21 protein-coding genes and 1 tRNA gene are annotated in these 25,415 nt (G+C 71.4%); 11 read left to right on the top strand and 11 right to left on the bottom strand.

What is annotated here, in order from left to right; translation table 11 throughout:
* Positions 1-162: 162 nt before the first annotated feature.
* Complete coding sequence (locus KF837_08120) at positions 163-438, bottom strand: hypothetical protein (protein ID MBX3227264.1); 276 nt, start codon at positions 436-438, stop codon at positions 163-165.
* 115 nt (positions 439-553) lie between these two features.
* Between KF837_08120 and KF837_08125 the strand changes: the two genes are divergently transcribed.
* Together KF837_08125 and KF837_08130 are read left to right on the top strand one after the other, a co-directional pair.
* Entirely contained in the window at positions 554-1,405 is an 852-nt protein-coding gene (locus KF837_08125; protein MBX3227265.1) for a serine/threonine protein kinase, read from the top strand.
* Positions 1,406-1,465: 60 nt separating this feature from the next.
* Positions 1,466-2,941, top strand: a complete 1,476-nt coding sequence (locus KF837_08130) for a protein kinase (GenBank protein MBX3227266.1) — start codon at positions 1,466-1,468, stop codon at positions 2,939-2,941.
* On the opposite strand, the gene KF837_08135 is transcribed toward KF837_08130, so the two are convergent.
* From KF837_08135 to KF837_08160, 6 genes are all read right to left on the bottom strand, one after another.
* Positions 2,938-3,726, bottom strand: coding sequence for a response regulator transcription factor (locus KF837_08135; protein ID MBX3227267.1), 789 nt, complete (start codon positions 3,724-3,726; stop codon positions 2,938-2,940). The genes KF837_08130 and KF837_08135 overlap by 4 nt on opposite strands.
* Positions 3,719-4,771 carry a histidine kinase gene (locus KF837_08140; protein MBX3227268.1) on the bottom strand — a complete coding sequence of 351 codons (1,053 nt, stop codon included), beginning with the start codon at positions 4,769-4,771 and terminating at the stop codon, positions 3,719-3,721. The genes KF837_08135 and KF837_08140 overlap by 8 nt, the downstream gene beginning before the upstream one ends.
* The gene (locus KF837_08145; protein ID MBX3227269.1) at positions 4,768-7,860 is read right to left on the bottom strand and encodes an efflux RND transporter permease subunit; all 3,093 of its coding nucleotides are present in this window, start codon (positions 7,858-7,860) and stop codon (positions 4,768-4,770) included. Before KF837_08145 ends, KF837_08140 begins: the two co-directional genes overlap by 4 nt.
* On the bottom strand, positions 7,857-9,191 hold the full coding sequence (locus tag KF837_08150) for a TolC family protein (protein MBX3227270.1): 1,335 nt from the start codon (positions 9,189-9,191) through the stop codon (positions 7,857-7,859). Before KF837_08150 ends, KF837_08145 begins: the two co-directional genes overlap by 4 nt.
* Positions 9,188-10,339, bottom strand: coding sequence for an efflux RND transporter periplasmic adaptor subunit (locus KF837_08155; GenBank protein MBX3227271.1), 1,152 nt, complete (start codon positions 10,337-10,339; stop codon positions 9,188-9,190). Before KF837_08155 ends, KF837_08150 begins: the two co-directional genes overlap by 4 nt.
* Positions 10,340-10,427: 88 nt before the next feature.
* The gene (locus KF837_08160) at positions 10,428-11,765 is read right to left on the bottom strand and encodes a sigma 54-dependent Fis family transcriptional regulator (GenBank protein ID MBX3227272.1); all 1,338 of its coding nucleotides are present in this window, start codon (positions 11,763-11,765) and stop codon (positions 10,428-10,430) included.
* Positions 11,766-11,864: 99 nt separating this feature from the next.
* Here KF837_08160 and KF837_08165 point away from each other — a divergent pair, with 99 nt between their 5' ends.
* The 6 genes from KF837_08165 to KF837_08190 all read left to right on the top strand — a co-directional run bounded on the left by KF837_08165 (position 11,865) and on the right by KF837_08190 (position 18,514).
* On the top strand, positions 11,865-13,955 hold the full coding sequence (locus KF837_08165; GenBank protein MBX3227273.1) for a hypothetical protein: 2,091 nt from the start codon (positions 11,865-11,867) through the stop codon (positions 13,953-13,955).
* Positions 13,956-14,867, top strand: a complete 912-nt coding sequence (locus KF837_08170) for an SPFH domain-containing protein (GenBank protein MBX3227274.1) — start codon at positions 13,956-13,958, stop codon at positions 14,865-14,867.
* On the top strand, positions 14,864-15,763 hold the full coding sequence (locus tag KF837_08175; protein ID MBX3227275.1) for an SPFH/Band 7/PHB domain protein: 900 nt from the start codon (positions 14,864-14,866) through the stop codon (positions 15,761-15,763). The genes KF837_08170 and KF837_08175 overlap by 4 nt, the downstream gene beginning before the upstream one ends.
* 246 nt (positions 15,764-16,009) lie before the next feature.
* Entirely contained in the window at positions 16,010-17,029 is a 1,020-nt protein-coding gene (locus KF837_08180) for a zinc-ribbon domain-containing protein (protein MBX3227276.1), read from the top strand.
* On the top strand, positions 16,965-17,834 hold the full coding sequence (locus KF837_08185; protein MBX3227277.1) for an SDR family oxidoreductase: 870 nt from the start codon (positions 16,965-16,967) through the stop codon (positions 17,832-17,834). Before KF837_08180 ends, KF837_08185 begins: the two co-directional genes overlap by 65 nt.
* 413 nt (positions 17,835-18,247) lie before the next feature.
* Positions 18,248-18,514, top strand: a complete 267-nt coding sequence (locus KF837_08190; protein MBX3227278.1) for a hypothetical protein — start codon at positions 18,248-18,250, stop codon at positions 18,512-18,514.
* A gap of 372 nt (positions 18,515-18,886) precedes the next feature.
* Here KF837_08190 and KF837_08195 read toward each other — a convergent pair.
* The 3 genes from KF837_08195 to KF837_08205 form a co-directional block, all read right to left on the bottom strand.
* Positions 18,887-18,961: transfer RNA gene (locus KF837_08195), tRNA-Val, on the bottom strand.
* 46 nt (positions 18,962-19,007) lie between these two features.
* Entirely contained in the window at positions 19,008-20,360 is a 1,353-nt protein-coding gene (locus KF837_08200) for a fused MFS/spermidine synthase (protein ID MBX3227279.1), read from the bottom strand.
* Positions 20,361-20,401: 41 nt separating this feature from the next.
* Complete coding sequence (locus tag KF837_08205; protein MBX3227280.1) at positions 20,402-21,295, bottom strand: endonuclease/exonuclease/phosphatase family protein; 894 nt, start codon at positions 21,293-21,295, stop codon at positions 20,402-20,404.
* 33 nt (positions 21,296-21,328) lie between these two features.
* Here KF837_08205 and KF837_08210 point away from each other — a divergent pair, with 33 nt between their 5' ends.
* A complete protein-coding gene (locus KF837_08210) occupies positions 21,329-21,640 on the top strand; it encodes a hypothetical protein (protein MBX3227281.1) in 312 nt (103 codons plus the stop codon).
* A gap of 2 nt (positions 21,641-21,642) precedes the next feature.
* Here the strand turns inward: KF837_08210 and KF837_08215 are convergent, their stop codons facing one another.
* Complete coding sequence (locus KF837_08215; protein ID MBX3227282.1) at positions 21,643-23,274, bottom strand: PrsW family intramembrane metalloprotease; 1,632 nt, start codon at positions 23,272-23,274, stop codon at positions 21,643-21,645.
* Positions 23,275-23,513: 239 nt separating this feature from the next.
* Here KF837_08215 and KF837_08220 point away from each other — a divergent pair, with 239 nt between their 5' ends.
* Entirely contained in the window at positions 23,514-24,422 is a 909-nt protein-coding gene (locus KF837_08220; GenBank protein MBX3227283.1) for a hypothetical protein, read from the top strand.
* Positions 24,422-25,216, top strand: a complete 795-nt coding sequence (locus KF837_08225; protein MBX3227284.1) for an RNA methyltransferase — start codon at positions 24,422-24,424, stop codon at positions 25,214-25,216. The genes KF837_08220 and KF837_08225 overlap by 1 nt, the downstream gene beginning before the upstream one ends.
* The last annotated feature ends 199 nt before the right edge of the window (positions 25,217-25,415 follow it).

A 25,415-nucleotide genomic window follows, 5' to 3' on the forward strand; every position in this document is an offset into this window, starting at 1 on the left:
CGATTCGCAGCGACCTTCGGCGCCCCCGGCACCGGACCGACCAGCGAAAGCCACGGTCACGCCGCCGCTCGGAAACGTCATCCCGCCGGTGAAAATTCCTACGCCGCCAACCGGCGTAAAAGTCCCGACGCCGCAGAAGGCGTTGAAGATTCCAACACCCTCTCAGCCGATCACGCCGGTGCTCCAGCCGCCGCGGCCTTCGACGCGTCCGCCGCCGCCGGCGCCGGGGAGCGCGCCCGGAACGAAGCCGTTCGCGCCGATCGCGCCGCCGACTCCGCAACCTTCGCCGTCTCCGCCCGCGCCGGCGTACGGGCCCGCGCCGAACCCGTACCAGAGCCAGCCGGTCCCGCCGAACGGGTTCGCGCATCCGCCGATCAACCCGCGCAAGGCCGATCGCGGGACCTTGCCCGCGATCCAGGTCGCGTCGCTCTCGGTCACGCCGCAGATGCCGCAAGCGGCGCCGAAGCCCGGGCAGCCGGGTCGCCCCGGCACGATCCCGGCCCCGCAGAACCAGTTCTCTACCCCGAACCTCCCCGCCCAGCGCTCGCGCATCATGGTGCAGTACCCGCAAGTGGGCTCGAAGCTCGCGGGCGCGCGCGGCACTTACGAGGTGCGGCAGGTCATCGGCTCGGGCGAGTTCGGCGCCGTCTACGAGTGCATCGGCCCGTTCGATCAGATCTACGCCGTGAAGATGGTGCGCCCCGCGAACCGCCCGTACTCGGAGGTCCACGGGGAGTGGGCGCGCGAGGTGCAGCGGCTCTTCTCGCTCCGCCACCCGAACGTCGTCTACATCTACGACTCGTTCACGCAGGACCACCTCTTCTACCTCGCGCTCGAACGCTGCGATCACCCGCTCAAAGTGATGCTCGGCACGCCGATGCAAGAGGGCCTCGTTCTCGAGATCTCGCGCCAGCTCCTCTCCGCGGTGCAGTTCCTCCACGACAACGACGTCGTGCACGACGACCTCCACGCCGGGAACGTCCTCATCACGCACACCGATCGCCCGACGGTGAAGATCAGCGACTTCGGCATCAGCAACGAGCTCCGCGGCATGAACGCGGTGCGGCCGAACGTCGTCCACCACGCGATCATGGCGCCCGAGATCCTCGCCCACGGCTTCACGACGCGGCAGAGCGACCTCTACCAGGTCGGCCTCCTCCTCTACTGGATGGTCACCGGCGAGCCGGCGATGCAAACCGACGTGCCGTACCAGGAGCTGGTGCGGCAGCTCGCCGAGGGTGAGCCGCGGCAACGCGCCGAGCAGCTGGGGACGCCGCTCGGCAACCTCATCGCGAAGATGCTGCGGCGGCGCGAGGCCTTCCGCTACACGAGCGCGCGCGAGGTCTGGGCCGATCTGCGCGAGCTCGACGCCTGGAAGCAGCGCGATCTTTTCCCCGTGAAGTGAGCGCCGAAAGAGCGCGATTCACGGTTCCACGCAGGGCGCGGGGTGAGTAGGGTACCCCGCGTGCTGACGCTGCTCTCCAAACCTCCGTCGAAGCTCGGTCGCTTCGAGGTGGGCGCCAAGATCGGCGGCGGCGGGATGGCGACGGTCTACCTCGGGCGCGACATCCGCGAGGACGGGAGCGAGGAGCTCGTCGCGCTCAAGGTGATGAAGGACGAGCTCGCGCACGACGAGCAGTTCCTCGCGATGTTCGCCGACGAGGCGAAGATCCTCGCGCGCCTCTCGCATCCGAACGTCATCCAGACGCTCGAGTACGGCGTCGACGGCCACAGCTTCATCGCGATGGAGCTCCTCAACGGCCGCACCGTCGCGGACACGTACGACGCGCTCCGCGAGGAAGGCGAGCGCTTCGACCTCGCCGACGCGGCCTGGATCTGCGCGCGCGTGGCGGAGGGGCTCCACTCCGCCCACGAGCTCGTCGACGAAGAGGGCGCCCCGCTCAGCGTCATCCACCGCGACGTCAACCCGACGAACATCTTCCTCACCCACGGCGGCGAGGTGAAGCTCATCGACTTCGGTCTCGCGCGCGCGCGCGTCCGCATGTCGAAGAGCGCGGAGGGGATCGTGAAGGGCAAGATCCCATACCTCGCGCCGGAGCAGGCGCAGGGAAAGACGATCGATCGCCGGATCGACGTCTACGCCCTCGGCACGACGCTCTGGGAGATGTGCGCGATGGAGCGCCTCTTCAAGCGCGACAACGACGTCGACACGCTGCGCGCGATCCGCGAGGCCAAGGTGCCCGACCTCCGCGAGCGCGACCTCCACTTCCCGGAGGCGCTGTGGAAGGTGATCGAGCTGGCGCTGAAGATCGATCGCGACGAGCGCTACGCCACCGCGGAGGAGATGCGGACCGACCTCGACGCGTTCGCGCGCACGACCGGCCCCCACGGCCCGAAGGTCTCGACCCTCCTCGCGCGCCTCTTCCCCGCGAACGAGGCGCGCCAGGCGAAGTGGCTCCGCGACGCCGCCGCGCAGCGGGACGGCACGTTGAACCCGCCCGCGCCGGTGCCGATCGCGTCGTCGAGCATGCTCGAGGTGGAGCGGAAGCACCCGTCGTCGGCGTCGCATCAGCGCGTCGAGGTCGCGCTCCCGCTCCCGCCGCCGTCGGAGCCGGCCCCCGAGACGCCGCCGCCTCCTTCGCCGTCGGAGACCCCGCCGCCGGCCTCGCGCCGATCCTCGGTGCGCCCCCCGTCGCGCCGCTCGATCAAGCCGGCGAAGCCCGCCGGCGAAGAGACGCCGGCGCCGCCGAAGACGGAAGAGCCCAAGACGGAAGAGCCGAAGGCGAAAGAGCCGAAGGCCGAGCCGCCGAAGGCGCCCTCCGACCGGGACGCCGTCACCGAGCGCCGCGCGCGCTTGAAGCGCACCGGCAAGGCCCGCCGCGCGAAGGTCCCGCCGCCGGAGGACAAGAAGCGCCTCTACATGATGGTGGTGATCGCGGTCCTGGTCCTGATCATCATCGCCCTCCTCTCGACGCGTTAACCGCGATCGCCGCGGAGGCCGACCGCGCGCGAGAGCAGCCGCTCGCGCACCGCGCCGGTGCGGTCGCGGGCGACGTTGACGCGGATCGGGGGGTCGGCGTGGCCGACGAGGAGGGTCGCGGCGTCGCCGTCGCGCTCGATCGAGCGGACGTGATCGAGCGAGACGAGCCAGCTGCGGTGGACGCGGAGGTAGCCCGCGCCGAGCACGCTCTCGAGCGACGTCAGGGAGAGGTCCACGTCGAGGCGGCCGCGGCTCGAGTGCACGTAGCAGAGCCGGCCGTCCGCCTCGAACGCGAACGCCTCCTCGCGCCGGAGGAACACGATCGCGCGGCCGTCGCGCGCGGCGATGCGGACGTCCGCGCTCGGCTCCGGCGCGCGCGGCGACGCGGCGAGGCGCTCGAGCGCGCGCTTCACGCGCGCCTCCGTGAACGGCTTCAAGAGGTAGTCCACGACGCCGAGCTCGAACGCCTTCATCGCGTGATCGTCGCGCGCGGTCGAGAGGACGAAACGCGGCGCCCGCTCGCCCCGCGCGCGCACCGTCTCCTCGATCCACGACAGCCCCGCCCTCTCGGGCGAACGCGCGCCCGCGAGGTGCACGTCGACGAACGCGACGTCGATGAGCTGCGGCGAGCTCCCGAGCGCCTCCGTCGCGAGCACCGTCGACGGCACCGCCGCGACGACGTGGCCGAGCCCCGATCGCTCGATGAGCTGCACGAGGTAGTTCCTGGCCGGCCACTCGTCCTCGAGGACGAGCGCGCGGAGCGCTCGGTGCTCCGGCTCAGGCATGATGCGCTCGCACCGGGAGGCACACGCGCGCGATCGTGCGGCCGGCCTCGCGCACCAGCTCGAAGGCGCTCTCCGGCAGCTCCTCGAGCGCGAGGCGCCGCCGCACGATCGAGAGCCCCTGCCCGCCGTCGCGCGGGCCGCCGAGCTCGGGGCCGTCGTCCTCGACCGTGAACGCGAGGACGCCGCCCTTGCACGACGAGCGGACGACGAGGTGACCCCCGCCGCGCAGCGCGCCGTGCTTCACCGCGTTCTCGACGAGCGGCTGGAGGATCAGCGCGGGGCACTCGAGGTCGAGGCAGTCCTCGTCGACCTCCCACGACGCGCGCAGCATGTCGGGGTGCCGGAGCTCGTGGATCATCACGTAGCGCCGGAGCCACTCGATCTCGTCCGCGACGCGGTGGGTCGCGCGGCAGCGCACGGCGTCGCGGAACAGATCGCCGAGCGCGGCGAGGAGCTCGCGCGCCTGCGCCGGCTCCTCCTCGAGCATGCCCGCGACCGCGTTCAGCGAGTTCAAGACGAAGTGCGGCTCGAGGTGGGCGCGGACGCGGAGGAGGTCCGCGTCGCGCTGGACCAGCTCGAGCTCGCGGAGGCGCTCCTGATGCGCGCGCGCGAAGACGGGCAGGAAGACCACCGCCGCGAGGAGGAGACAGATCCCGATCCCGTCCGCGAGCGACGTCGCGAGCGCGGTGCCGAGCGTCGCGGTCTGCTCCAGCATCAAGATGCACGAGAGCGACGGGTCCGCCTTCGTGATGAGCATGTCGACGACGTACGCGAGCGCGACGACGGGGATGGTGGAGAGGACCGAGACCGACGCCGCGAAGACGAAGGAGCACCGGCGCGCGCTGAGGACGCGGTACACGTTCGCGATCGCGGCGAGGGCGAGGACGAACAGGATGAACGACCACGCCGCCCCGTACGCGACGACGCGGGTCGCGACGTTGAACCCGGTGAGCCAGCGCACGAGCCCGGGCAGGAGCCACACGAGGTAGCTGACGACGAACGCCTGCGGGAGGTTCAGGCGCACGCGGGGCGCGGCGAGGCTCATGCCGGCACCGCCGCTCCCGCGCGCAGCGCGCGCCGCCGCGTGCGCCACGTCGCGACGTCGTCGAGCCAGGTGTAGAGGATCGGCGTGACGAGGAGCGTGAGCGCGAGCGAGAGCGTCTGCCCGCCGAGGACGCCGACCGAGATCGCGCGGTTCGTCGCCGCGCCGGGACCGGACGACACGATGAGCGGCAGCATGCCGGCGACGAACGCGAGCGTCGTCATCAGGATCGGACGGAGGCGATCGAGGCACGCGCGGAGGACCGCCTCGCCGCGGGGGATCCCCTCGCCGCGGAGCTGGATGATGCGGTCGACCTGGAGGATCGAGTTCTTCTTCACGACGCCGAAGAGGACGAGGAACCCGAGCGCCGAGAACAGGTTCAGGCTCTGCCCGCCGACGAAGAGCGCGAAGACGCCGAACGGCATCGTGAGCGGGAGCGACGAGAGGATCGTCACCGGGTGGACCCAGCTCTCGAACTGCGCCGCGAGGACGAGGTACATGAACGCGAACGAGAGGACGATCGCGACGAGGAAGGCGTTGAACGCCTTCTCCATCTCCTTCGCGTTGCCGATCACCTCGCCGCGGTAGCGGCCGGTCGGCTCGATCTCCTTCATCTTCTGCTCGAGCGCGGCGATGACGTCGGTGTCGGAGGTGCCGGAGCGCGTGTTCATGAAGAGGGTCACCTGCCGCTGCCGGCCCACGCGACGGATCATCCCGGGGCCCTCGGCGATCGTGGTGGTAGCGATGTCCGAGAGCGGGATCAACGCGCCCGAGCGCCCCCGCACCGTGAGCGCGCGGACGAGCTCGTCGTTCCCCATCGAATCCGACTCCACCCGGAGGCGCAGCTTGAGCGAGACGTCGGCGCGGCTGTTCGTGTCGCGCACGTTGCCGACGTCGACGCCGCGCCGCTCGATGAGCGCGAGCGCCTCGCCGACGTCGGCCTGCGCGACGCCGAGCCGGCTCGCGACCGCGCGGTCGACGCTCACGGTGAGCTCCGGCTTCTTGCCCGAGGTCGTGAGACCGTGGTCGACCGTGCCCGGGATCTTCTTCGCCTCCTCGAGGAGCTTCGCCGTGATGCGACCGAGCTCGTCGAGCTCCGAGCCGCGGACGACGAACTGGATCGAGGCGCCGTCCGGACCGGGGAAGTTCAGGTCGTCGGTGGGGCCGAACATGAGGAGGTAGGGCAGCTTCCCGTCGCCGAGGAGCTCGCTGCGGGCGCGCTGCATCGTCGCCTCCTGCACGCCCAACCGCGCGAGGTGCGAGACGATGGTGGCCTCGCGCGTGCTCAGCGTCGTCATCACCGTGTCCTTCACGTCGGGCAGCGCGCGGAGCTTCGTCGCGAGCTCCTCCGCCACCTGCGCGGTCGCCTCGATCGACGCGTTCTCCGGGAGGCGCACGTAGGTCGTGAAGCGGCCGGAGTCCTCGGTCGGCACGAAGGTCGCGGGGACCATGCCGCCGAGCGGGACGATCGACACGAGCGCGAGGACGATCGCGATCGCGGCGACCCAGCGCCGCCGGAGCAGCCACCCGAGCGCGCCGCCGTAGATCCGATCGAGCAGGCGATCGTGCGCGACGTAGTGCTGCCGCTCGGCGGCGGAGGCGTGCGGCTTCAGCCAGCGGGCAGAGAGCATCGGCGTCAGCGTGAACGCGATCGCCATCGAGAGGAGGATCGACGCCGACATCGTGAGCCCGAACGGCGCGAGGTAGCGGCCGACGATGCCCTCCATCGTCGCGACGGGGAGGAACACCGCGACGAGCGAGAGCGTCGTCGCGAGGACGGCGAGCGCGATCTCGCGCGTCGCGCGGAGCGCGGCCTCGCTCGGCGGCATCCCGGGATTGGCGTCGAGGACGCGGCTCACGTTCTCGACCACGACGATCGCGTCGTCGATGACGATGCCGACCGCGAGCGTGAGCCCGAGGAGCGAGAGCAGGTTCAGCGTGATGCCGAACGCCTGCGCGAGCATGAACGTGCCGACGATCGAGGCCGGGATCGCGAGGCCGGCGATGAGGGTCGCGCGCCAGCTCCGGAGGAAGAGGAGCACGACGACGGCGGCGAGGACGGCGCCGAGGACGAGGTGCTCGGTGACGGCGCGGAGCGACGCGCGCACGTCCTCGCTGTTGTCCTGCACGACGACCGCCTCGACGCCGTCGGGCAAGAAGCCGCTCGCGACGGTGAGCCGGTCCTTCACCTCGTCGACGACGCCGACCGTGTTCGCGCCCGGCTGCTTCGCGACCGCGACGATGACGGTGGGCTTGCCGCCGCGCGTCGCGACCGAGTCGGGCGGGAGGGGTCCGTCCTCGACCCGGCCGACGTCCTCGATCCGCACCGCGAGGTCGCCCCGCCGCGCGACGACGACCTGTCCGAGCTCGGCCGCGGTCCGCGCCTTGCCGGCGAGGCGGACGCCGAGGAGCGAGTCGCCGTCGGCGAGGTTGCCGCCCGGCGCCTCGAGGTTCTCGCGCGCGAGCGCCTGCTGCACCTCCTGCGCGGTGAGATCGGCGGCGCGGAGCTTGAGCGGGTCGAGCACGATCGAGAGCGCGCGTGTGTCGCCGCCGAGGAGCTTCACGTCGCCGACGCCCTTGATGCTCTGGAGCTCGCGCTTGATCGTGGTGTCGGCGAGCTCGGCGAGCTCGATCGGCGTGCGTACGCCCTTCGGGCTCTGCACCGCGATCAGGACGATGGGGGCCGCGTTCGGGTTCCACGTCTCGATGCGGGCGGGGCGCGCCACCGGCGGCAGCTCGTCGGACAGGCGCGCGAGGCGGTCGCGCACGTCGTTCGCGGCCTCGACCTGGCTCTTCGAGAGCTGGAACTGCGCCCAGATCATCACGAGCCCCTCGGACGAGAACGAGTCGAGGCGATCGAGCCCGCCGACGGTGCCGAGCGCGTTCTCGACCCGGGTCGCGATCTCGCTCTCGACCTGCTCCGCGGAGAGCCCCGGCGCCGCGATCGTGACGCTGACGAAGCCGACCTCGATGTTCGGGAAGCGCTCGACCGGCATCTTCCCGAGGCCGTTGAGGCCGAGGACGACGAACGTGAGGACGAGCACCCAGGTGAAGACCGGGCGCCGGATGCAGAGCGCGACGAGGGCGCTCACGGCGCGGCCCGTCCGTCGATGAAGTCGATCTTCGCGAGCGCGAGCGCACGCATGACGAAGGCCTCGACGTACTCGTTCCTGGCGCGCGCGAGATCGGTCTCCGCGAGCACGACGTTGAGCGGGAGCGCGGTGCCGGTCTCGCTCTCGACCCGGCGCGCCTTCGCGAGCGCGACCGCGCGCTCCACGCGGTCGCGCGCTCGCCGCGCGCGCGCGGTCGCGGCGGTGAGGATCCCGACCGCCCCTTGTCGCTCGCCGTCGAGGCGGCGACGCGCGTCGGCGAGGCGCGCCTCGAACGCGGCCTGCTCCTGCCGCGCCTGGCTCGCGCGCGCGCCGCCGGCGGTGGCCTGCGAGAGCGACCACTCGAGCTGCACGCCGACGTCCCACGATGGGACGAAGACGAGCCTCGTCGCGACGAAGACGCGCGGGTTCGGCGCGGCCATGTCGCCGCTCGCGTAGACGGAGAGGCTGGGGAGGCGCTGCCACGCGACCGCGTCCGCGCGCTCGGCCGCCGCGCGCGTCTGCTCGGAGAGGGACGCGAGCCGCGGCGGCACCGCCGGCGCGACCGGCACCCGCGTCGACGCGAGGGCGTCGTCGTCGAAGGAGATGTCCGGCACGACGAGCTGCTTGTCGCGCAGCTCGGGGACGTACGTGCGGAGGGAGGCCTCCGCGCCGGCGAGCTCCCCCTTCGCGAGCTCGAGGCCCATCACCGCCGCGTCGAGCGCGGTCTCGAAGGCGAGCACGTCGTTGTGCGCGACGGTGCCGGCCTTCTCGCGGTTCCGCTGATCGACCGCGTTGTTCTCCGCCGCCTTCACGAGCTCGGTCGCGTTCCGCACCGCGAGCGTGCGGCTCCAGTAGTCGAGGAACGCCGCCCGCGCCTCGTACGCGATCTGCGCGCGCGCGGTCACGACGTCGATCGCGGCCGCCTCGGCGGTGTGCCCCGCCGAACGCGCGGTCGCGGCGAGGGACATGAACGCGTCGGTGAGCGGGACGACCACGCTCGCGCGCCCCGCGACCTGGTTGAGGAGCTGCGGGAACGTGAAGCCGTCGAACGTGCGGTACTGCGCCGGGATGCTGCTGAGCCGCGCGTAGCGCGCGTTGAGGCGGAGCTCGGGGACGCGCGCCCAGTCCGCCGCCGAGGCCGCCGCCTCCGCGGCCTCGCGCGCGGCGACGGCGGCGCCGATCGTCGGATGGGAGCGGAGCGCCATCTCGGTGACCTTGCGCTCGTCGATCGCCTGCGTCGCGATCGGGGGCGCGGCTTCCGGGGCGGCCTCCTCCGCCGCGGCCGAGCCCGAGAGGAGCACGATCGCGAGGGTGAGCGCGCGCGGCTTCACGGCGTCACCTCCTCGCCGAGCTTGAAGTCCGGCTGCGGCGCCTTCACGAGCTTGTCGCCGTTCTTGAGCCCGCGCCGCACGAAGACGCGATCGCCCTCGAAGCGCGCGACGGCGAGGAGCCGCTCGGTGAGCTTGCCGTCCTCGATCACCCACGCGCGGCTGAGGCCGGCGGTGCTGGTCGTCGCCGAGCGAGGGACCTCGACGAGGTCCTCTTCTTCGCCGGTCTCGAGCGCGGCGGGGAGCACCGCGCCGGGGAGCGGCGCGGGATCGGGCACCTCCGAGAGCTTCGCCTCGACGAGGCGCGAGCTGCCCGCGCCGACGAGGCCGGGCGTCGAGCGCACGACCTGGCCGCGGATCGTCTTGCCGCCGAACGCGACGGTGACGTTGCGGCCGAGGGCGACCTTGTCCGCGTCGAACTGCGAGACGTCGAAGCGGATGCGGAGCTCGGAGGGATCGACCACGCGGAGGAGCGGCGCGTTCGGCGCCGCCATCTGGCCGATCTCGACGAACCGCTCGAACACGACGCCGTCGAACGGCGCCCGGATCGCCTTGTCGCCGAGCGCGGCCGACGCCTGCCCCGCCATCGCGTTGAGCTCGTTGACGCGGAGGAGGTCGGCGCGCGCGTCGGCGACCGCGCGGTCGTAGCTCGCCTGCGCGGCGGCGACGTTCGTCTTCGTCCGCGCCATCTCGCGCTCGCTCATCGATCCTTGCGCGAAGAGCTTCTCCGCCCGTTGCGCCGCGTCGTTCGCGCTGTCGAGCTCCGCCTTCGCCGCGACGACCGCCGGCATCGCGCCGGGATCGCGCGCGCCGGCGATGCGCGCGGCGGCCTGGCTCGCGCTCGCGGCCGCGGCCTGCGAGGCGAACGCGAGCTCCGCGGCGCCGAGCTTCACGAGCACGTCGCCGCTCTTCACTTTCTGCCCGACCTCGTACGCGTACGCGTCGACGCGACCGCCGCGCGACGACGACACGGTCGCGTCCCGCGGCGCCACGATCGTCCCCGCGTAGGCGAGCGTCTTCGGGAGCCTCTTCGTGACGACGGGCGTCGTCTCCGGCGCCTTCCGCTTGGGCGGCGGCGCCTCCTTGTCCGGTCCCTTCGCGGCCGAGCACGCGACCAGCGCGACGAGCGCCAGGATCGATCGACGTTGCATGGCGCCGATCTATGCGCCCTCGTGCACGTCTCGCGGACGCCGCCGACCAATCGGGGCGCCCGGCGGGCGAACCGGGCGCCGGCGCGGGTCAGTCCTTGTCTTCGAGCGAGACGCCGTAGAGGCCGCGCTTCTTGAGAAGGTCGCGGAGGTGGTGGCGCGCGATGTCGGCCTGCCGCGACGCGGCGGAGAGGTTGCCGCGGCAGCTCTTCATCAGCAGCGTGAGGTAGGCCTTCTCGAAGCGCTCGATCGCGCGGTCCTTCGCGACGGAGAAGGTCCCCGAGAGATCGAGCGGATCGCGCTCGCTCGCGGTGCCGCGGAAGCCGTTGCCCTCGCCCGCGAAGTCGCCGCGGCGGATGACGCCGCCCTGCGCGATCGCCGCCGCGCGGAGGAGCGCGTTGTTGAGCTCGCGCACGTTCCCCGGCCACGGCAACGACGCGAAGAGCTCGAGCGCGTCGACGTCGATCATCACGTCGGAGCCGGCGCGGGCGAGGAGCTTCGCGCAGATGAGGGGGAAGTCCTCCTTCCGCTGGCGGAGCGGCGGGACCACGACGCGGACCTGCGCGAGGCGGTGGTAGAGGTCCTCGCGGAAGAGCCCGCGCTCGATCGCGTTGCGCACGTCGGTGCGGCTCGCGGAGAGGACGCGCACGTCGATCGGCACCGGCGCGCTGCCGCCGACGCGCAGCACCTCGCGCCGCTCGAGGATGCGGAGGATCTTCGTCTGGAGCGCGCTCGAGAGCTCGGCGATGCCGTCGATGAAGACGCTGCCGCCGTGCGCGCTCTCGAAGAGGCCGACCCGGATCTCGGCGGCCGCCTCGCCGAAGAGCATCGGCTCCGCGAGCTCGTCCGGGATCGCGCTCGTGTCGATGACGACGAAGGGTTTGTTCGCGCGCGGCGAGGCGGCGTGGATCGCGCGCGCGATCTCCTCCTTCCCCGAGCCGGTCTCGCCCTGGAGGAGGATCGCGAGGTCGAGCGGCGCGATGCGATCGAGGGTCGAGAAGAGCTCGCGCATCGGCTTGGAGCGGCCGACGATCTCACCGAACGACTCGCGCTCCCGCTCCGACATCGGCGGGGCGGCGTCCTCGACGTCGACGCGGAGGAGGGTGTCGCCGATCGTGATCTCGCCGCCGATCGCGAGCTCGACGTCGGCGACGCGGTGCGCCCCGAGCCAGGTCCCGTTCGTGCTGCCGACGTCGCGCACGCGGACGCGATCGTCGTTGCGCGTGAGCTCGAGGTGGGCCGCGCTCACGCGCGGATCGTCGACCACGAAGTCGTTCGTCGGGTGGCGCCCCACGGTCGTGCTCGAGCGGACGACGGCGAAGGAAGCGCCCTTGGAGGGACCGGTCACCGCGATCAGCTTCGGGACCGCGGTCGTGCGGGGGACCACGGGCGGGTTCGCGATCGTCGTCCCGCGGAGCCTACTGCTCATTGCATCAACGATATGGTTTCCACCGCACCGGAGGCAACGAGAGACATTTCACGCGTTTTGTCCGACGCGCCGCGGTGTTTGCGAGTAAAAGGTGCACCGATGAGCATACGTGGTCGAGCCCGCCCCGGCGGAGCCCACACCAAGGAGCTCTTGGCGCTCGCGGGGCGGTGGATCGAATCCTGGCGCGTCACGGCGCGGGCGAAGTCGGCGGGGGTCGACTTCATCGCCGGCCTCACCGTCGCCGCGGTAGCCCTCCCGCTCAACATCGGCCTCGCGATCGCGAGCGGCATGCCGCCGAGCTCCGCGCTCTTCGCCGGCGCGCTCGGCGGCTTCCTCGGCGGCGTCCTCGGCTCGTCGCAGCACATGGTCTCCGGCCCCTCCGTGCCGCTGAGCGTGATGTTGCTCGCGCTCGCGCACGACTTCGGCGTCACCGGCGTCGCCGCGGCGGCGGTCCTGATGGGCATCGCGCAGCTCGTCATGGGCTTCACGCGCGCGGGCCGCGTCGCGAAGTACGTGCCGGAGTCGGTCCTCGCCGGCTTCACGACCGGGGTCGGGCTCCGCCTCCTCAGCTCGCAGTTCCCCGAGCTCCTCGGTTTTCCCGAAGTAGTCGATTGGGCGCCCGATCACCACCCCGACACGATCGACATCGTCTCGATGATGCATCGCCCGCGGTGGCTCCACGACGTGTCGTGGAGCGCGGCCATCTGCGGGATCTTCGTCATCTTCGTCGTGACCGCCACCCGCTCGCTGCGCCGCTTCCCCGCCGCGATCGTCAGCATCGCGCTCGTCACGTTCGTGTCGGTCTACCTCCGGTGGGACGTCGAGCGCGTCGGGAGCGTCGGTGAGGTGTCGTCGGTCCTCCCGCAGTTGACGTTCCCGGTCGTGCGCGACGAGGACTGGCTCGACCTCCTCATCCGCGTGATCCCGATCGCGCTCCTCGGCTCGACGGAGACGCTCCTCTCCGCGCGCGCGGCGGACCGGATGGCCGACACGAAGACGCCGCACGATCCGAACGTGGAGCTCGTCGGACACGGCTTCTCCAACATCGCGTGCGGCCTCGTCGCCGGCATGCCGGTGACCGGCGCGGCCGCGCGCTCGGGCGTCAACGTCCAGAGCGGCGCGCGCACGCGGCTCTCCGCGGTCTTCCACGCCCTGATCATGGTCGGGGCGGTCATGTTCCTGAGCCACGCGATCGGCCAGATCCCGCTCGCGGCCCTCGCCGGCCTCCTCTGCATCATCGGCTGGCGCCTCATCGACGTCGGCATGCTCCTCCAGCTGGTGCGGACCGACCGGCTCGCCGCGCTCGCGTTCCTCGTCGCCACCGCCGGCACCGTGACCGGCAACCTCCTCACCGGCCTCGCGCTCGGGCTCGCGCTCCACTTCTTCGATCAGTGGCTCCATCGCCACGAGCGCGCCGCGGTCACCGCGCTCGAGGAGAACAAGCGGAAGGGCATCCGCGCGGTGCTGACGAAGGAGGCCGCGGAGGCGCGCCGGCCCGCCCACTTCGAGCACCTCCCGTCGGAGTACCGCAAGTGGCTCGGCCAGATCCGCGAGGAGCCCCTCGTCGCGCGGAGCGCCTACGTGCACCCCGCCGCGACCGTGATCGGACGTGTCGTCGTCGGCGATCGCGCGCACATCGCCGCGGACACGTCGGTGCGCGCGGACGAGGGCGCGCCGTTCCACATCGGTCCGAACACGAACCTCCAGGACGGCGTCGTCCTCCACGCGTTGAAGGACAAGCGCGTCGTCGTCGCGGGCGAGCCGTGGGCGATCTACGTCGGCAAGAACGTGTCGATCGCGCACGACGCCCTCGTCCACGGCCCTTGTTACATCGGCGACGAGACGTTCGTCGGCTTCAAGGCGGTCGTGCACGACTCGGTCGTCGGCGCGCACTGCTTCATCGGCATCGGCGCGGTCGTCGTCGGGGTCGAGATCCCGAGCCACCGCTTCGTCCCGCACGGCCGCATCGTCGACAGCGCCGACGCGGTCGCGGCACTGCCGCCGGTGAGCGAGGCGCACGCCGAGTTCAACGAGGACGTCGTCGAGGTGAACCGCGGCCTCGCGGTCGCGTACCACGCGCTCGACAGGGAACAGACGCAGCGCGCGCTCGACGACGACGACGACCGCGCACGGTTCGGACCGCTCTGGGACTTCCCGTGGGCGACCGACCTTCCGAAGGAGAGGTTCTGAATGTTGCCGATCGGCATCGTCATTGGGGTGGCCCTCTTCCTCGTCTACGTGCTCGCGAAGTCGAGCTTCCGCGTCGAGGAGGGGCACCTCGCCGTGCTCGTGGAGTTCGGCAAGGCGCATCATCGCGTCGAGGAGAAGACGGGCAAGCGCGTCCTCCGGACGTACAAGCCCGGCCTCCACTGGAAGCGGCCGTGGGAGCGCGTCGTCGACGTCTCGATGAAGGAGCAGACGCTCGACCTCAACAAGGAGAGCGGCGGCGGCACCGCGATGGCGGCGGACGGCACGATCCTCCGCCTCGACTCGTTCGTTCGCTACGTGCCGGTCGAGGGCGACCTCTACGAGCACCTCTTCGGCCTCGAGCGTCCGATCGATCACATCACCGGCCTCTTCACCTGCCTCCTCCGAAACGAAATTGCCAATTTCCACGGCAAAAGCGGACCGGAGCCGAGGGAGGAGGCGCCCCTCTCGACGCGCTTCGACTTCGCCGACCAGGCCGGCTCGTACGCGCTCATCCGCCGCGAGCGCCGGCTCCTCAACGAGCGGATCGAGTCGTTCTGTCGCGAGCGCATCGACAACCAGTACGGCGTCCGCTTCAACGCCGTCGACCTCGCCGACATCCTGCCGCCCGACGAGCTCGCCGACGCGCTCAACGCGGTCATCCAGGCGCACAGCGAGGCGGAGGCGCTCCTCCACCGGACCGAGGCCGAGTGCCAGCAGCGCATCCTCGCCGCGGAGCGCGGGATCGCGATCTACACCGCGCGCTCGAAGGCGATCGAGGTGGAGATCGAGACGCTCGCGAGGTTCCTCGCCGAGCTCGACGAGAGGGGCGTGCTCGACGCCTACGTCGCGCGCCGCCGGGCGGAGGTCACGAGCGAGTCGCGCACGTTGTTCCTGAAGGAGAACGCGGAATGAACCCGGACACCCTTCAGCTCCTCGTCGGCGTCGCGATCGGGATCTCCGTCTTCCCGCTCATCGCCTTGCTCGTCCGCGCGACGACGGTCGCGGTCGAGGACGAGGAGGCGGTCCTCGTCACCGAGTTCGGCAAGCTGGTGGAGACCTACACCGAGCCCGGCCTGCACTTCTTCCCGGCGAAGGTCTTCCCGTGGACGACGCTCACGCACGTCTCGCTCCGGCGCGACTTCCGCCGCTTCGACGCGGTCCACGTCAACGACGCGCGCGGCACGACCGTGGTCGTCGACCTCTGGCTCGAGCTGCGCGTCTCCGACGCCGCGAAGGCGATCTTCTCCGTCACCGACTGGGACCACGCGCTCCAGAACCTCGTCTCGCACGCGACGACGTCGATCCTCGGCGGCCGCGAGTTCCACGAGATCCTCTCCGACCGCACCGAGCTCGGCGAGCTCCTCGCGAAGGACATCGCGGCGGAGACCGACGCGTGGGGCGTCACGATCGAGCGCGTGTTCATCCGCAACGTGAGCCTGCTCCCCGAGGTCTCGCGCCAGATGTTCGAGACGATCAGCGCGCGGCTCGAGCGCGCGAAGGCGGACATCGACGAGAAGGGACGGCTCGACGCGGCGCAGCTCGAGGCGGAGACGCACAAGCGCGTCGCGGCGCTCGTCGCGGAGGCGAAGGGCCAGTACCCGGCCGCGGTGGGTCGCGCGCTCGCGACCCTGCGCCCCGGCTCGAAGCTCTTCGACGCGTACAACGAGCTCTACGAGCTCTCGCTCGTTCGCCCGCATCGCACGATCTCGTTCCGCGGCTTCAAAGAGGAGGTGCGCGCAGTCGACGCCGCGATGCTCCCACTCGAAGGCCAACTCCCCGCCCGCGCCGACACCCTCCTCAAGCGCTGAGCGTCGTGCCGCGCGCCCCCGCGAAAGCGAGCACGCGGCAGAAAAACGTTCCGACGTTTTTCTGCATCGTGCGAGCGGGGTGCAGGGGCGCAGCCCCTGCGTTGAGAAGTGATGGACAAGCGGTTCACCAGGTCGCTGCGAGCCAGTCTCATGCGCAGGTGTGGTTGCTGCCGAAAGGCCGCTGGATCAGCGCTCGTCCAAGGGGTGCATCGCCGGCAGGGTGTTTGCAGGTAAGCGCCCAAGGTCATGGACGTCTCCTGCCCCGCCTGCGCTGCGAAGTACACAGCGGACGAAGAGAAGCTCCGCGGCAAGACCGCGCGGATGCGCTGCAAGGCGTGCAACACGGCGTGGATGGTGAGCGGTCCGGGCGTCTCCGCCGCCCCCGCGGCCCCCTCGTCCGTCGCGCCCGGCGCGGACGCAGAGGCGAAGCGCGCGAAGACCGGCAACGAGCGCGAGCGGCGCGATCTCTTCGCGGCGCGCGGCGCCGACGACATCCACGGCTCGGTCAACGAGGCGCCGAAGGTGAGCTCGCAGGCGAAGGACACGCTGCTCCCGCCGCCGTCGTTCGGCTTCGCGGGCGGCACCGGCAGCCGCAACGAGAACTCGGTCCTCTTCCGCGTCGATCAGCTCGGTGGTCTGGGCGGCGCTCGCATCAAGACGCCGGAGCCGGAGAGCCTCGCCGAGCTCGGTCGCGCGAAGCCGCAGATGGCGATGGCGGCGCCGACGCCGCGCGGGAGCGACGAAGAGGGCGTCATCGATCTCAAGGCGCTCGCGAGCGTGCCGCCGCCGGGCAAGCGCAGCATCATCCCGGTCGCGCCGCTCTTCAGCGAGCCGCCGCCGGCGCTCGCGTTCGACTCGTCGGGCCCTTCCGCGTCGCGTCCCGCGATCGCGAAGCCGATCAGCAAGGGCAAGTTGTTCGGGGCGATCGCCGCCGCCGCGGCGTTCCTCGTCGTCGCGGGCCTCGGTATCTCCGTCGCGTTCAAGGGTGAGGAGCCGGTGAAGCACGCGGCCGCCGCGCCCGCCGCGCCGCCGCCGCCTCCCGCGCCGACGGCGGAGAAGCCGCCGGAGCCGCCGGCGGAGAAGACGGCGTCGAACGACGACGACACCGCGCCGAAGAAGGCGACGAAGAAGGGCAAGCGCAAGGGCGGCAAGGCGGGCGGCTCGTCGACCGCGGCGGCGCCGCAGACGAAGAAGGCGGCCGATCCGTGCGGCTGCAAGGGCGACTTCAACTGCATCCTCGCGTGCACGGCGAAGAACGGCCGCTGAGCTGAGCCGGGTCGCCATCGTCACGGGCGCGTCGAGCGGCATCGGGCTCGCGGTCGCGCAGCAGTGGGTCCGTCGCGGCGGCAAGGTCGCGATGGTCGCGCGCACGCCGTCGTCACTGGAGCGCGCGGCGAAGGACCTCGGCGACGACGCGGCCGCGTTCCCGCTCGACGTCCTCGACACGCCGGCGCTCATCGCGCTCCCGGACGCGGTCGTCGCCCGCTTCGGCCGGCTCGACGTCATCGTGAACAACGCCGGCTTCAACCGCCGCGGCCCGATCGATCGCTTCACGCCGGAGGAGCTCGCGCAGATCGTCACGACGAACCTCGTCGCGCCGATCGTCCTCTCGCGCGCGGCGCTCCCGAAGCTCGAACGCGGCGGCTCCATCGTGCAGATCGCGAGCATCGCGGGCATGGTCCCGGTCCCGCACGAGGCGGCGTACTCCGCCTCGAAGGCGGGCCTCCGCGCCTTCTCGCGCGCGGTCGCCTACGAGCTCGAGGCGCAGGGCATCCACGTCGGCTGCGTCTGCCCCGGCCCGGTCGACACGGGCTTCCTCGGCGACCTCGAGGAGGTCCCCGACATCGTGCTCTCGCAACCGATGGTCACCGCCGACGACGTCGCGGCAGAGGTGATGCGCTGCATCGACGAGCGCGCAGAGGAGATCGCGATCCCGGCAAAGAGCGGACGCCTCGCGACCGCAGGCTACTTGCTCCCCGCCTTCGCGAAGCGCATCCGCCCCGTGCTGGAGAAGCGCGGCGCAAAGAACAAGGCCACGCTGCTGGAGAAGCGCCGCAAGTCGGTGTCGTGAAGCCCGACGCGCGCCAACATAACAAGTCGTAACTTGGCAAGTCACGACTTGGCAAGTGATGACTTGGCAAGTGATGACTTGGCAAGTCTATACTTGGCAAGTGGAGAAGTTCATCGGGCGTGTTCGTGAGCTCGAGGCGCTCGAGGCGCAGTACGGCCGGACGGGCGGTTCCTTCGTTCCGATCTACGGGCGACGGCGGGTTGGGAAGAGTGAGCTCATCCTCCATTTCATTCGCGACAAGCCGGCGATCTACTTCGTCGGCAAGACCGCGCCAGGCCCGATTCAGGTCCGCGAGTTCCTCGCCGAGGCGGCGCGCGTCCTCGGCGAGCCGCTCCTCGCCGAGCTCTGCGCGGTGCGGCGACCAAAGAGCGGGACGCAAGAGCGGATCGTCGAGGACGAAACGCACCTTCGAGGTGGGCGAGTATTGGGACAAACGCGTGCAGATCGACGTCGTCGGCGCGCGGGACGACGGGTGGATCGACGTCGCCGAGTGCAAGTGGGGCGCCGTGCGATCGCCGGCGGCCGTCGTCGCGGAGCTCGAGGCGAAGGTCGCGCTCTTCCCGAACCCACGCGGCCGCACCATCGCGCGGCACGTGTTCGTCCGGGAGCTGCCAGCCGCCCGCGTGCGACGCGACGGCGCGATCCGCTGGCACTCGTTGACGGACCTCGCGCGGGAATGAATCGCTCCGAACGCGCCGGCCGGACTCCCGCTCGCCATCGCATATCGACAAGTTACGACTTGCCAAGTCGAGACTTGGCAAGTCGACGACGCTCCGCGGCGGCGCATCTCCGCGAGCGCCTCGACGCCGGGACACTCTCGGCGTCGCGGCGGCCGAAGAACGCACTACCTGCTGGCTTGTCTCCGGCCCCCGAGAAGAGCGTGCGGCCAGTGCGGTCATCGGGACATGATCGAGCGCCACCGGAACGCCTGGCGACCGTGCGACGAGCGCCGTCTTCCGTGCAGCCTCGCTATCGGACCTGCTCGGGAGCAGCCGGCCGGTGCCCAAGCCCGTGCCCAAAGGGCATCAGAACCTGTCACTTGCCGGCGTTTTTGGTGGGCGCGGAGGGACTTGAACCCCCGACTTCAACCGTGTGAAGGTCGCACTCTACCGCTGAGTTACGCGCCCGGTAGAACGAAGACGTGATAGCGCACGCTCTTCGTGCTTTCAACTCTCATCGGCTGGCGACCAGGACGACGTTTCTCGTCGCTGCGGCGGAGAGCGTGTCGGCCGCGTCGAGGACGGGGACGAGGCGAACATCCGCGAGCTCGGCGCGGAACGTGCGCTCGAGCGCGCGGACCGGGCTCGCGCGGTGGAGGGGACCGATCGCGTTCATCGCGACCGCGCCGCCGGGGCGGAGGACGCGGCCGAGGTCGCGGACGAAGCTCCGTGTCGCGAGCGCGGGCGGGATGTCGAGGTCTTCGGCGAAAACGTCGACGACGATCACGTCCCACGTCCGCGCGGCGGCGCGGGCGACGAAGGCTGCGGCGTCGTCGACGTGGACGCGGACGTTCGGGATGCGACGGAGACCGAACCAGTCCGACGCGAGGGACACGACGCGTGGATCGATCTCCACGACGTCGAGCGCGATGCCGGGGTACCGCTCCGCGAACTGCCGCACCGCCACCGCGCCGCCGCAGCCGAGGAAGAGCGCGCGGCGCCGATGGCGCGCCCGCGCAGCCGCGAGATGAAAGAGGTCGACGTAGAACCATCCCGACCGCGAAGGCTCCACGAGCGACGCGCGCGTCCACACGAAGTCGTCCGCCACCATCTCACGCATCCCGTCACGATCCCGAACGCGCGGCCCGGCGCCGCGGGGAGACGCCGGCGCGCCGCCACGCACCCCGTCGCGGTCGCGAATGCGTGACCCGGCGCCGACCAGCAGCTCAGGCGGACCGGGATGCACGCGTGGCCCGGCGCCGACCAGCAGCTCAGGCGGACCGAGATGCACGCGTGACCCGGCGCCGACCAGCAGCTCAGGCGGGCCAGGATTCACGCGCGGCCCGGGGCCGACGAGCGGCTCCGGGGCGGGGCGCGGGAGCGGGTCCGTCAGGATCGGGGCGTGGTAGGAGGCGCGGCCGAGCGCGATGGACGGGAGCGCCCTCGCGACGAGGTCGACGTCGCGGGTGGCGAACGTGTGGCCGGTGCGGCCGAGCATGACGAGGCCGAGGGGGCGGCCGCGAAGGAGCAGCCACGCGAGGAGCGTGTGGCGGCCGCCGAGCGGGGCCGCGAAGTCGCGGTGGTAGGCGGTCCGGCGAACGTGCTCGAGACCGAAGACCTCCGTGTCGACCACGACGCCGCGGCCCGCGCGCGCGATCTCCTTCAGCGGCGCGAGCTCGTCCGCGTAGCGCTGCGTCGCGATCGCGTCGTCGAGCGCGGCGGCGTCGAGGCCGGACGTCGTCGGCGGGCCGCCCGCGATCGTCGCGAAGAACGCGACGTCGCAGCCCACCGCCGCGTCGAGCGCGGAGAGCACGGCGTGCTCGTAGGAGACGGCGTCCGGACAGGCCTCGGCGAGCGCGCGGAGCATGGGCGCTCCGACACCTCCGCGGCGGCGGAGTTCCGCGACGCTCAGAGATCGATCGTCACCGGGCAGTGGTCCGAGACGTTCGTGAAGTCGGGAGGATCGGTCGCGGTCGCACGGCAGCGGAGGTCGGCGCAGAAGCCGTGGACCTTCACCGAGCCGCGGCGCACGAGGCGCGGCGTCGCGACGACGTGATCGAGGAGGCTCGGCGTGAGCGGCGCCCCGCGCTTCGGGCGCCAATACTCCGTGCACTTTGCATCCGTCGTCAGCACGTCGAGGTCCGCCTTCTTCGCCTCGTCGAGGATGAAGGTGCGCTCGCCCTCGTCGTCGTCGAGGAAGCCGGTGCTGTTCGCGTCGCCGAGGATCGCGACCGGCGACTCCTCGCCGAGCTTCGCCGCGATGACGTGCGCCTTCCGCCACTGCTCGCGGCGCTTCGCGACCTGATCGCCGCCCATCACGAAGTGGACGGTGAGGAGCTGGAACGGCGCGCGCCCGTCGCGCCGTTCCAGCTTCGCCGCGAGGCCGGAGCGCTCCGTTCCGCAGCGCCCTCCCGGCTCCGGCGCGAGCTCGGGGTACTCCGTCGTCGAGATCAACGTGACGCGCGCGGCGTCGTAGAGGTAGCCGACGCGCATCTCGCTGCGTCCGCCGCACTGCGAGACGGCGTGCACGAAGCGCCGCCCCGTCCGCACCTCGAGCCGCTTCGCGAGATCGGCGGCGGCGCCGACCCTCATGACCTCCTGCAGCGCGAGGACGTCGGAGCCGGTCGACGCGACGAGCTCCGCGAGGCGATCCATGTTCGTCGGCGCCTTGCCGAGCTCGCGGACGTTGAAGGTGCCCACCCGGAGCGGGCGCTCGAAGCAGCCGCCGCCGCGGAGGACGAGCGACGAGACGATCCCGAGCGCCACGACGGCGGCGACACGCGGCAAGAGCGGGTTCCTCATGCGCGCCCCGAAGAGTAGCGCTACGAAGGAGAGGTGGCGCGTCCCCCGACGATGAAGGAGCTGAAGGAGCAAGCCGCCGCTCCCCTCCCCTGCCCGCTCTGCGAGCGGCCGAACTACAACCCATCGGACCACCACCTCGTGCCGAAGTCGCGCGGGGGCAAGGTGACCGAGACGATCTGCCGCGACTGCCACTCCGCGATCCACGCCACCTTCACGAACAAGGAGCTCGAGCGCGAGTACGCCACGATCGAGGCGCTCCTCTCCCACCCCGGCCTCGCCACGCAGATCCGCTTCATCGGGAAGCAGGACGGCAAGGTCCGCACCCGCGCGACGAAGAAGCGCTGACCCTAACGCATCTGCCCGAGCGTGCGGACGAACACGTAGACGATGATCGCGACGCCGAGGAGGCCGCCGCCGGTCACGACGAGCGCGCCCTTCGGGCCGACCGCGATCGTGGCGTAAGCGAGGCTCACGCCGGTCACGAGCGCGACCGCGAAGACGAAGGCGTGGAGCGGCGTGATCCCGCGATCGGCGCGGCGGCGCGCGGCGTCGACCGCCTCGAGGAACATGCGCGTGAGGAACACGAACGCCGTCATCGCGAAGTAGCCGCCGCCGTACTCGGGGTGCGAGAGCAAGAAGTCGTAGGCGCCGTGGATGCCGACGATGAAGAGCGACGTCCGCGTGAAGGCGGGCGCGTACTTCTCGCGATCGGACACGAAGTCGTCGAGCGCGGACGCGAGCGTGCCCGTCATCGCCATGTGGAAGAAGTTCGCGGTGAGGAAGCGACCGAGCCCGGTCTGGAGGTCGCCCTGCGCGAGGTAGCCGAGGTTCTCCTCCGCCGCGAAGCCGAGGCCGACCATCGCCCCGCAGACGAGGACGTCGAGCTTGTCCCCCTTCTTCCGCAAGATCGGGAGCAGCGGCAGGAAGAGGAGGAGCTTCGACGCCTCCTCGCGGAGGCCGACCCCGAAGATGAAGAAGAGGAGGTCGCGCGTCGCGTCCCCCGTCTCGACGATGTGGAACTTCGCCTCCTCGACCGCGATCAGGAGCACGGTGGGGACGACGCTCGCGACGCCGAGCACGAACGCGAGGAGGTACATCGGGAGGCGAAACGCGGGGCGCTGCCCGAGCTTGCCGAGGCGCGCGCAGAAGAAGAACCAGCCGAGCGCCGTGACCGCGCTCATCGCGAAGCCGGTCCCGACGAAGCGCGGCGCCCAGAGCGCGGGCAGCCAGCGCATCGCCGCCTTCCAGTCGCGATCGTGGACCGCGAGCCGGTACTTCGGATGCGGCCCCGCCGCCGCCGCGACGCGCGGATCGGTGAGCCGATCGCGCAAGGTCTCCCAGTCCTCCGTCTGGATGCGGATCTCGAGCGCCAGATCGACGTCCTCGCTCCGCTCCGGGAACGCGAGCCCCTCGCGCTCGAGGTGCCGCGCCGCCTCCTCGAGCTTCCCCTGATGACGCAGCTCGCGCGCGAGGAGGCGGTTCGCGTACGGCACCGGCGGCTCGCGCTTCGCGCCTTCTTCGATCTGCGTCGCGAGCTCGGGCGGCACCTGCCCGAGCGGCACCGCGCGCGCGTACTGGCCGATGACGCGCACGTCGGGCGGCAGCTCGTCGATCGCGCGGTCCACCTCCTCCTCGTCGAGCGGCGTCTCCGGGTTCTTGATCCCGCTCCCGACCGGCGAGCTCTCGTCCCTCTTCTCCGCGAGGCGGGCGAAGACCTTCGCGTACTGATGCGCGTCGAGGAACGCGAGCACCAGCTCCGGCGTCGGCCGCTCGCGGAGGAGATCGCGGTAGGCGCGCTCGGCCTGGGCGGGCTTGCCGCTCCGAAGGAGCGCCTCCGCCTTCTGCTCCGCGGTCCGCGGGCGGCTCGTCGCGGTGATGAGCGCGAGCGCGAGGAGGAACGACGCGAGGACCACGAAGAGCCCCGGCACCACGAGCCGCGGCTCGTTGTAGTCCGTGAACAGGTAGCGGCGGAGGCCCAAGGTCCGCCCACATCTTCGCACGAGCCGACGATGACACGTCGGTGAACTCGCGCGCGGCCGGCTGGCTCGAGCGTTGGCACGGACGCAACGTGACCGCGCGAATGAAGTCCCGACTCCACAAGCTATGCGTCCGCTCGACGCTCGCGCTCCGGCAGCGAGCATGAACCCGAGGTGGAGGCACGCCAGCCGCGGAATCTAGCGGTCGCGACGTAGCCGCAGTTCGGCTAGGGTGCCGCCGCATGAAGCTCGGCAGCGCTGCTTTCGCCCTCCTCCTCGGGTTCGGAGTCACCACCGTCGTCGCGTGCAGTGACAGCGAAGAGGAGGCGCGGCAGGCAGCGGCCAAGGCCGAGGCGGACGAGCAAGACGCCTTCCTCGATCGCTACTGCCAGATCATCCTGCCGTGCTGCAACACGATCCTCCTCACCGACAAGAACGACGTCGCCGGGTGCAAGACGCGCCTCCGCGCGCTCGACCCGGTCACGGTCGCGAGCAAGGAAGGGCGCACCGCCTGCATCACCGAGGTGCTGGCCGCGAACCCGTCGCCGAAGTTCTGTCCCGACTTCGCCCACGCGAAGACCCCCGCCTGCCCCGACGCGAGCCGCAAGGAGCTCGTGGGGACGAAGGCGCTCGGCGAGGTCTGCGCGACGAACGCCGAGTGCGCACCCGACTTCAGCGGCATCGTCCGCTGCAACGGCGTCTGCCAGGTCCGCAAGCGCGGCGCCGCGGGCGACGGCCCGTGCGACACCACGATCGACGGCGACGTCACGATCACCTCCGCGAACGAGGCCACCGGGCCCACCGTGTACACGTGTTACCTCGCGGCCGACGGCCTCCAGTGCAACCCCGAGACGAACAGCTGCGAGGAGCCGACCGGGGATCGGAAGGAGTGCAGCCAGAGCGGCGAGTGCCTGAAGACGCACTTCTGCGCGGAGGACGAGAAGCGCTGCTTCACGCGCCTCGGCGTCGATCAGAAGTGCGATATCGACGCGGAGTGCAAGGGCCGCTGCGTCGACGGCTTCTGCACCGACACGGTGCAGGCGAACGAGGAGTGCACCGACACGCGCCAGTGCGCGGACGGCCTCGTCTGCGAGACCGGGATCTGCACCGAGCCCGGCCCCGACGCCCGCCTCGCCGCGTCCTGCCAGTAGTGCCCGCGCGCCGCGTCGCGATCGACGATCCGGCCGCGCCCGCGCTCGAGCCGTACACGAAGGTGCGCGAGCGCGACCTCGTCGGGCGCGAGCGCCTCTTCGTCGCGGAGGGCGAGGTCGTCGTGCGCGTCCTCGCCGAGCGGAGCCGCCTCCGCGTGCGCTCTCTCCTGATCGAAGAGCGGCGCGTGGACGCGATCGCCGACGTGCTCGCGCGCTTGCACGACGACGTCGACGCGTACGTCGTCCCGCAGCGCGTGATGGACGCCGTCGTCGGCTTCTCGATCCATCGCGGCATCCTCGCGCTCGGCGAGCGCGGCGAAGAGCACGATCCGCGCGCGCTCGTCCGCGACGCCGACGTCGCGGTCGGCCTCGTCGGCCTCACGAACCACGACAACGTCGGCGGCATCTTCCGGAGCGCGGCCGCGTTCGCGGCGGGCGCGGTGCTCCTCGACGACGCGACCTGCGATCCGCTCTACCGCAAATCGATCCGCGTCTCCGCCGGCGCCGCGCTCCTGGTCCCGTTCGCGCGCGCGCGGTCGGCGCACGAGCTCGTCGATCTCGTCGCCGACGCCGGCCTCACGCCGATCGCGCTCACGCCGCGCGGCGAAGAGACGATCACGGAGCTGCCGCGCGGACGCTACGCGCTCCTCCTCGGCACCGAGGGACCGGGCCTCCCCGCCGACGTGCTCGCGCGAACGCGCCGCGTCCGCATCGACATGCCGGGCAAGCTCGACTCCCTCAACGTCGCCGTCGCGGGCGCGATCGCGCTCCACGCGGTCACCTCGCGACGCTGAGACGGTGGGGGAAAAACCCCACTCCCATTTGTATGCATTCTACACGATATGCATGAAACCCCGTCAAAACCAGGGTGCGCGCACGTGGCGCGATGTATGGCGGATGTAGGCGCGACGGCGACGAAGGTACGACCAATCGTTCGTGCGTGAGGAAGGAGACGCCATCGCAACACGAAGGAGGTGGGGTGCGCGCTTAGGG

It is taken from the genome of Labilithrix sp. (assembly GCA_019637155.1).
Classification (GTDB): Bacteria; Myxococcota_A; Polyangia; order Polyangiales; family Polyangiaceae; genus Labilithrix.

Bases quoted from the DNA above. Each gene is read 5' to 3' on its own strand.
- KF837_08180 (MBX3227276.1), top strand. From the start codon at position 16,010: ATGGACGTCTCCTGCCCCGCCTGCGCTGCGAAGTACACAGCGGACGAA.
- KF837_08155 (MBX3227271.1), bottom strand. From the start codon at position 10,339: ATGCAACGTCGATCGATCCTGGCGCTCGTCGCGCTGGTCGCGTGCTCG.
- KF837_08165 (MBX3227273.1), top strand. From the start codon at position 11,865: ATGAGCATACGTGGTCGAGCCCGCCCCGGCGGAGCCCACACCAAGGAG.
- KF837_08175 (MBX3227275.1), top strand. From the start codon at position 14,864: ATGAACCCGGACACCCTTCAGCTCCTCGTCGGCGTCGCGATCGGGATC.
- KF837_08220 (MBX3227283.1), top strand. From the start codon at position 23,514: ATGAAGCTCGGCAGCGCTGCTTTCGCCCTCCTCCTCGGGTTCGGAGTC.
- KF837_08170 (MBX3227274.1), top strand. From the start codon at position 13,956: ATGTTGCCGATCGGCATCGTCATTGGGGTGGCCCTCTTCCTCGTCTAC.
- KF837_08135 (MBX3227267.1), bottom strand. From the start codon at position 3,726: ATGCCTGAGCCGGAGCACCGAGCGCTCCGCGCGCTCGTCCTCGAGGAC.
- KF837_08125 (MBX3227265.1), top strand. From the start codon at position 554: ATGGTGCAGTACCCGCAAGTGGGCTCGAAGCTCGCGGGCGCGCGCGGC.
- KF837_08200 (MBX3227279.1), bottom strand. From the start codon at position 20,360: ATGCTCCGCGCGCTCGCCGAGGCCTGTCCGGACGCCGTCTCCTACGAG.
- KF837_08205 (MBX3227280.1), bottom strand. From the start codon at position 21,295: ATGAGGAACCCGCTCTTGCCGCGTGTCGCCGCCGTCGTGGCGCTCGGG.
- KF837_08160 (MBX3227272.1), bottom strand. From the start codon at position 11,765: ATGAGCAGTAGGCTCCGCGGGACGACGATCGCGAACCCGCCCGTGGTC.
- KF837_08140 (MBX3227268.1), bottom strand. From the start codon at position 4,771: ATGAGCCTCGCCGCGCCCCGCGTGCGCCTGAACCTCCCGCAGGCGTTC.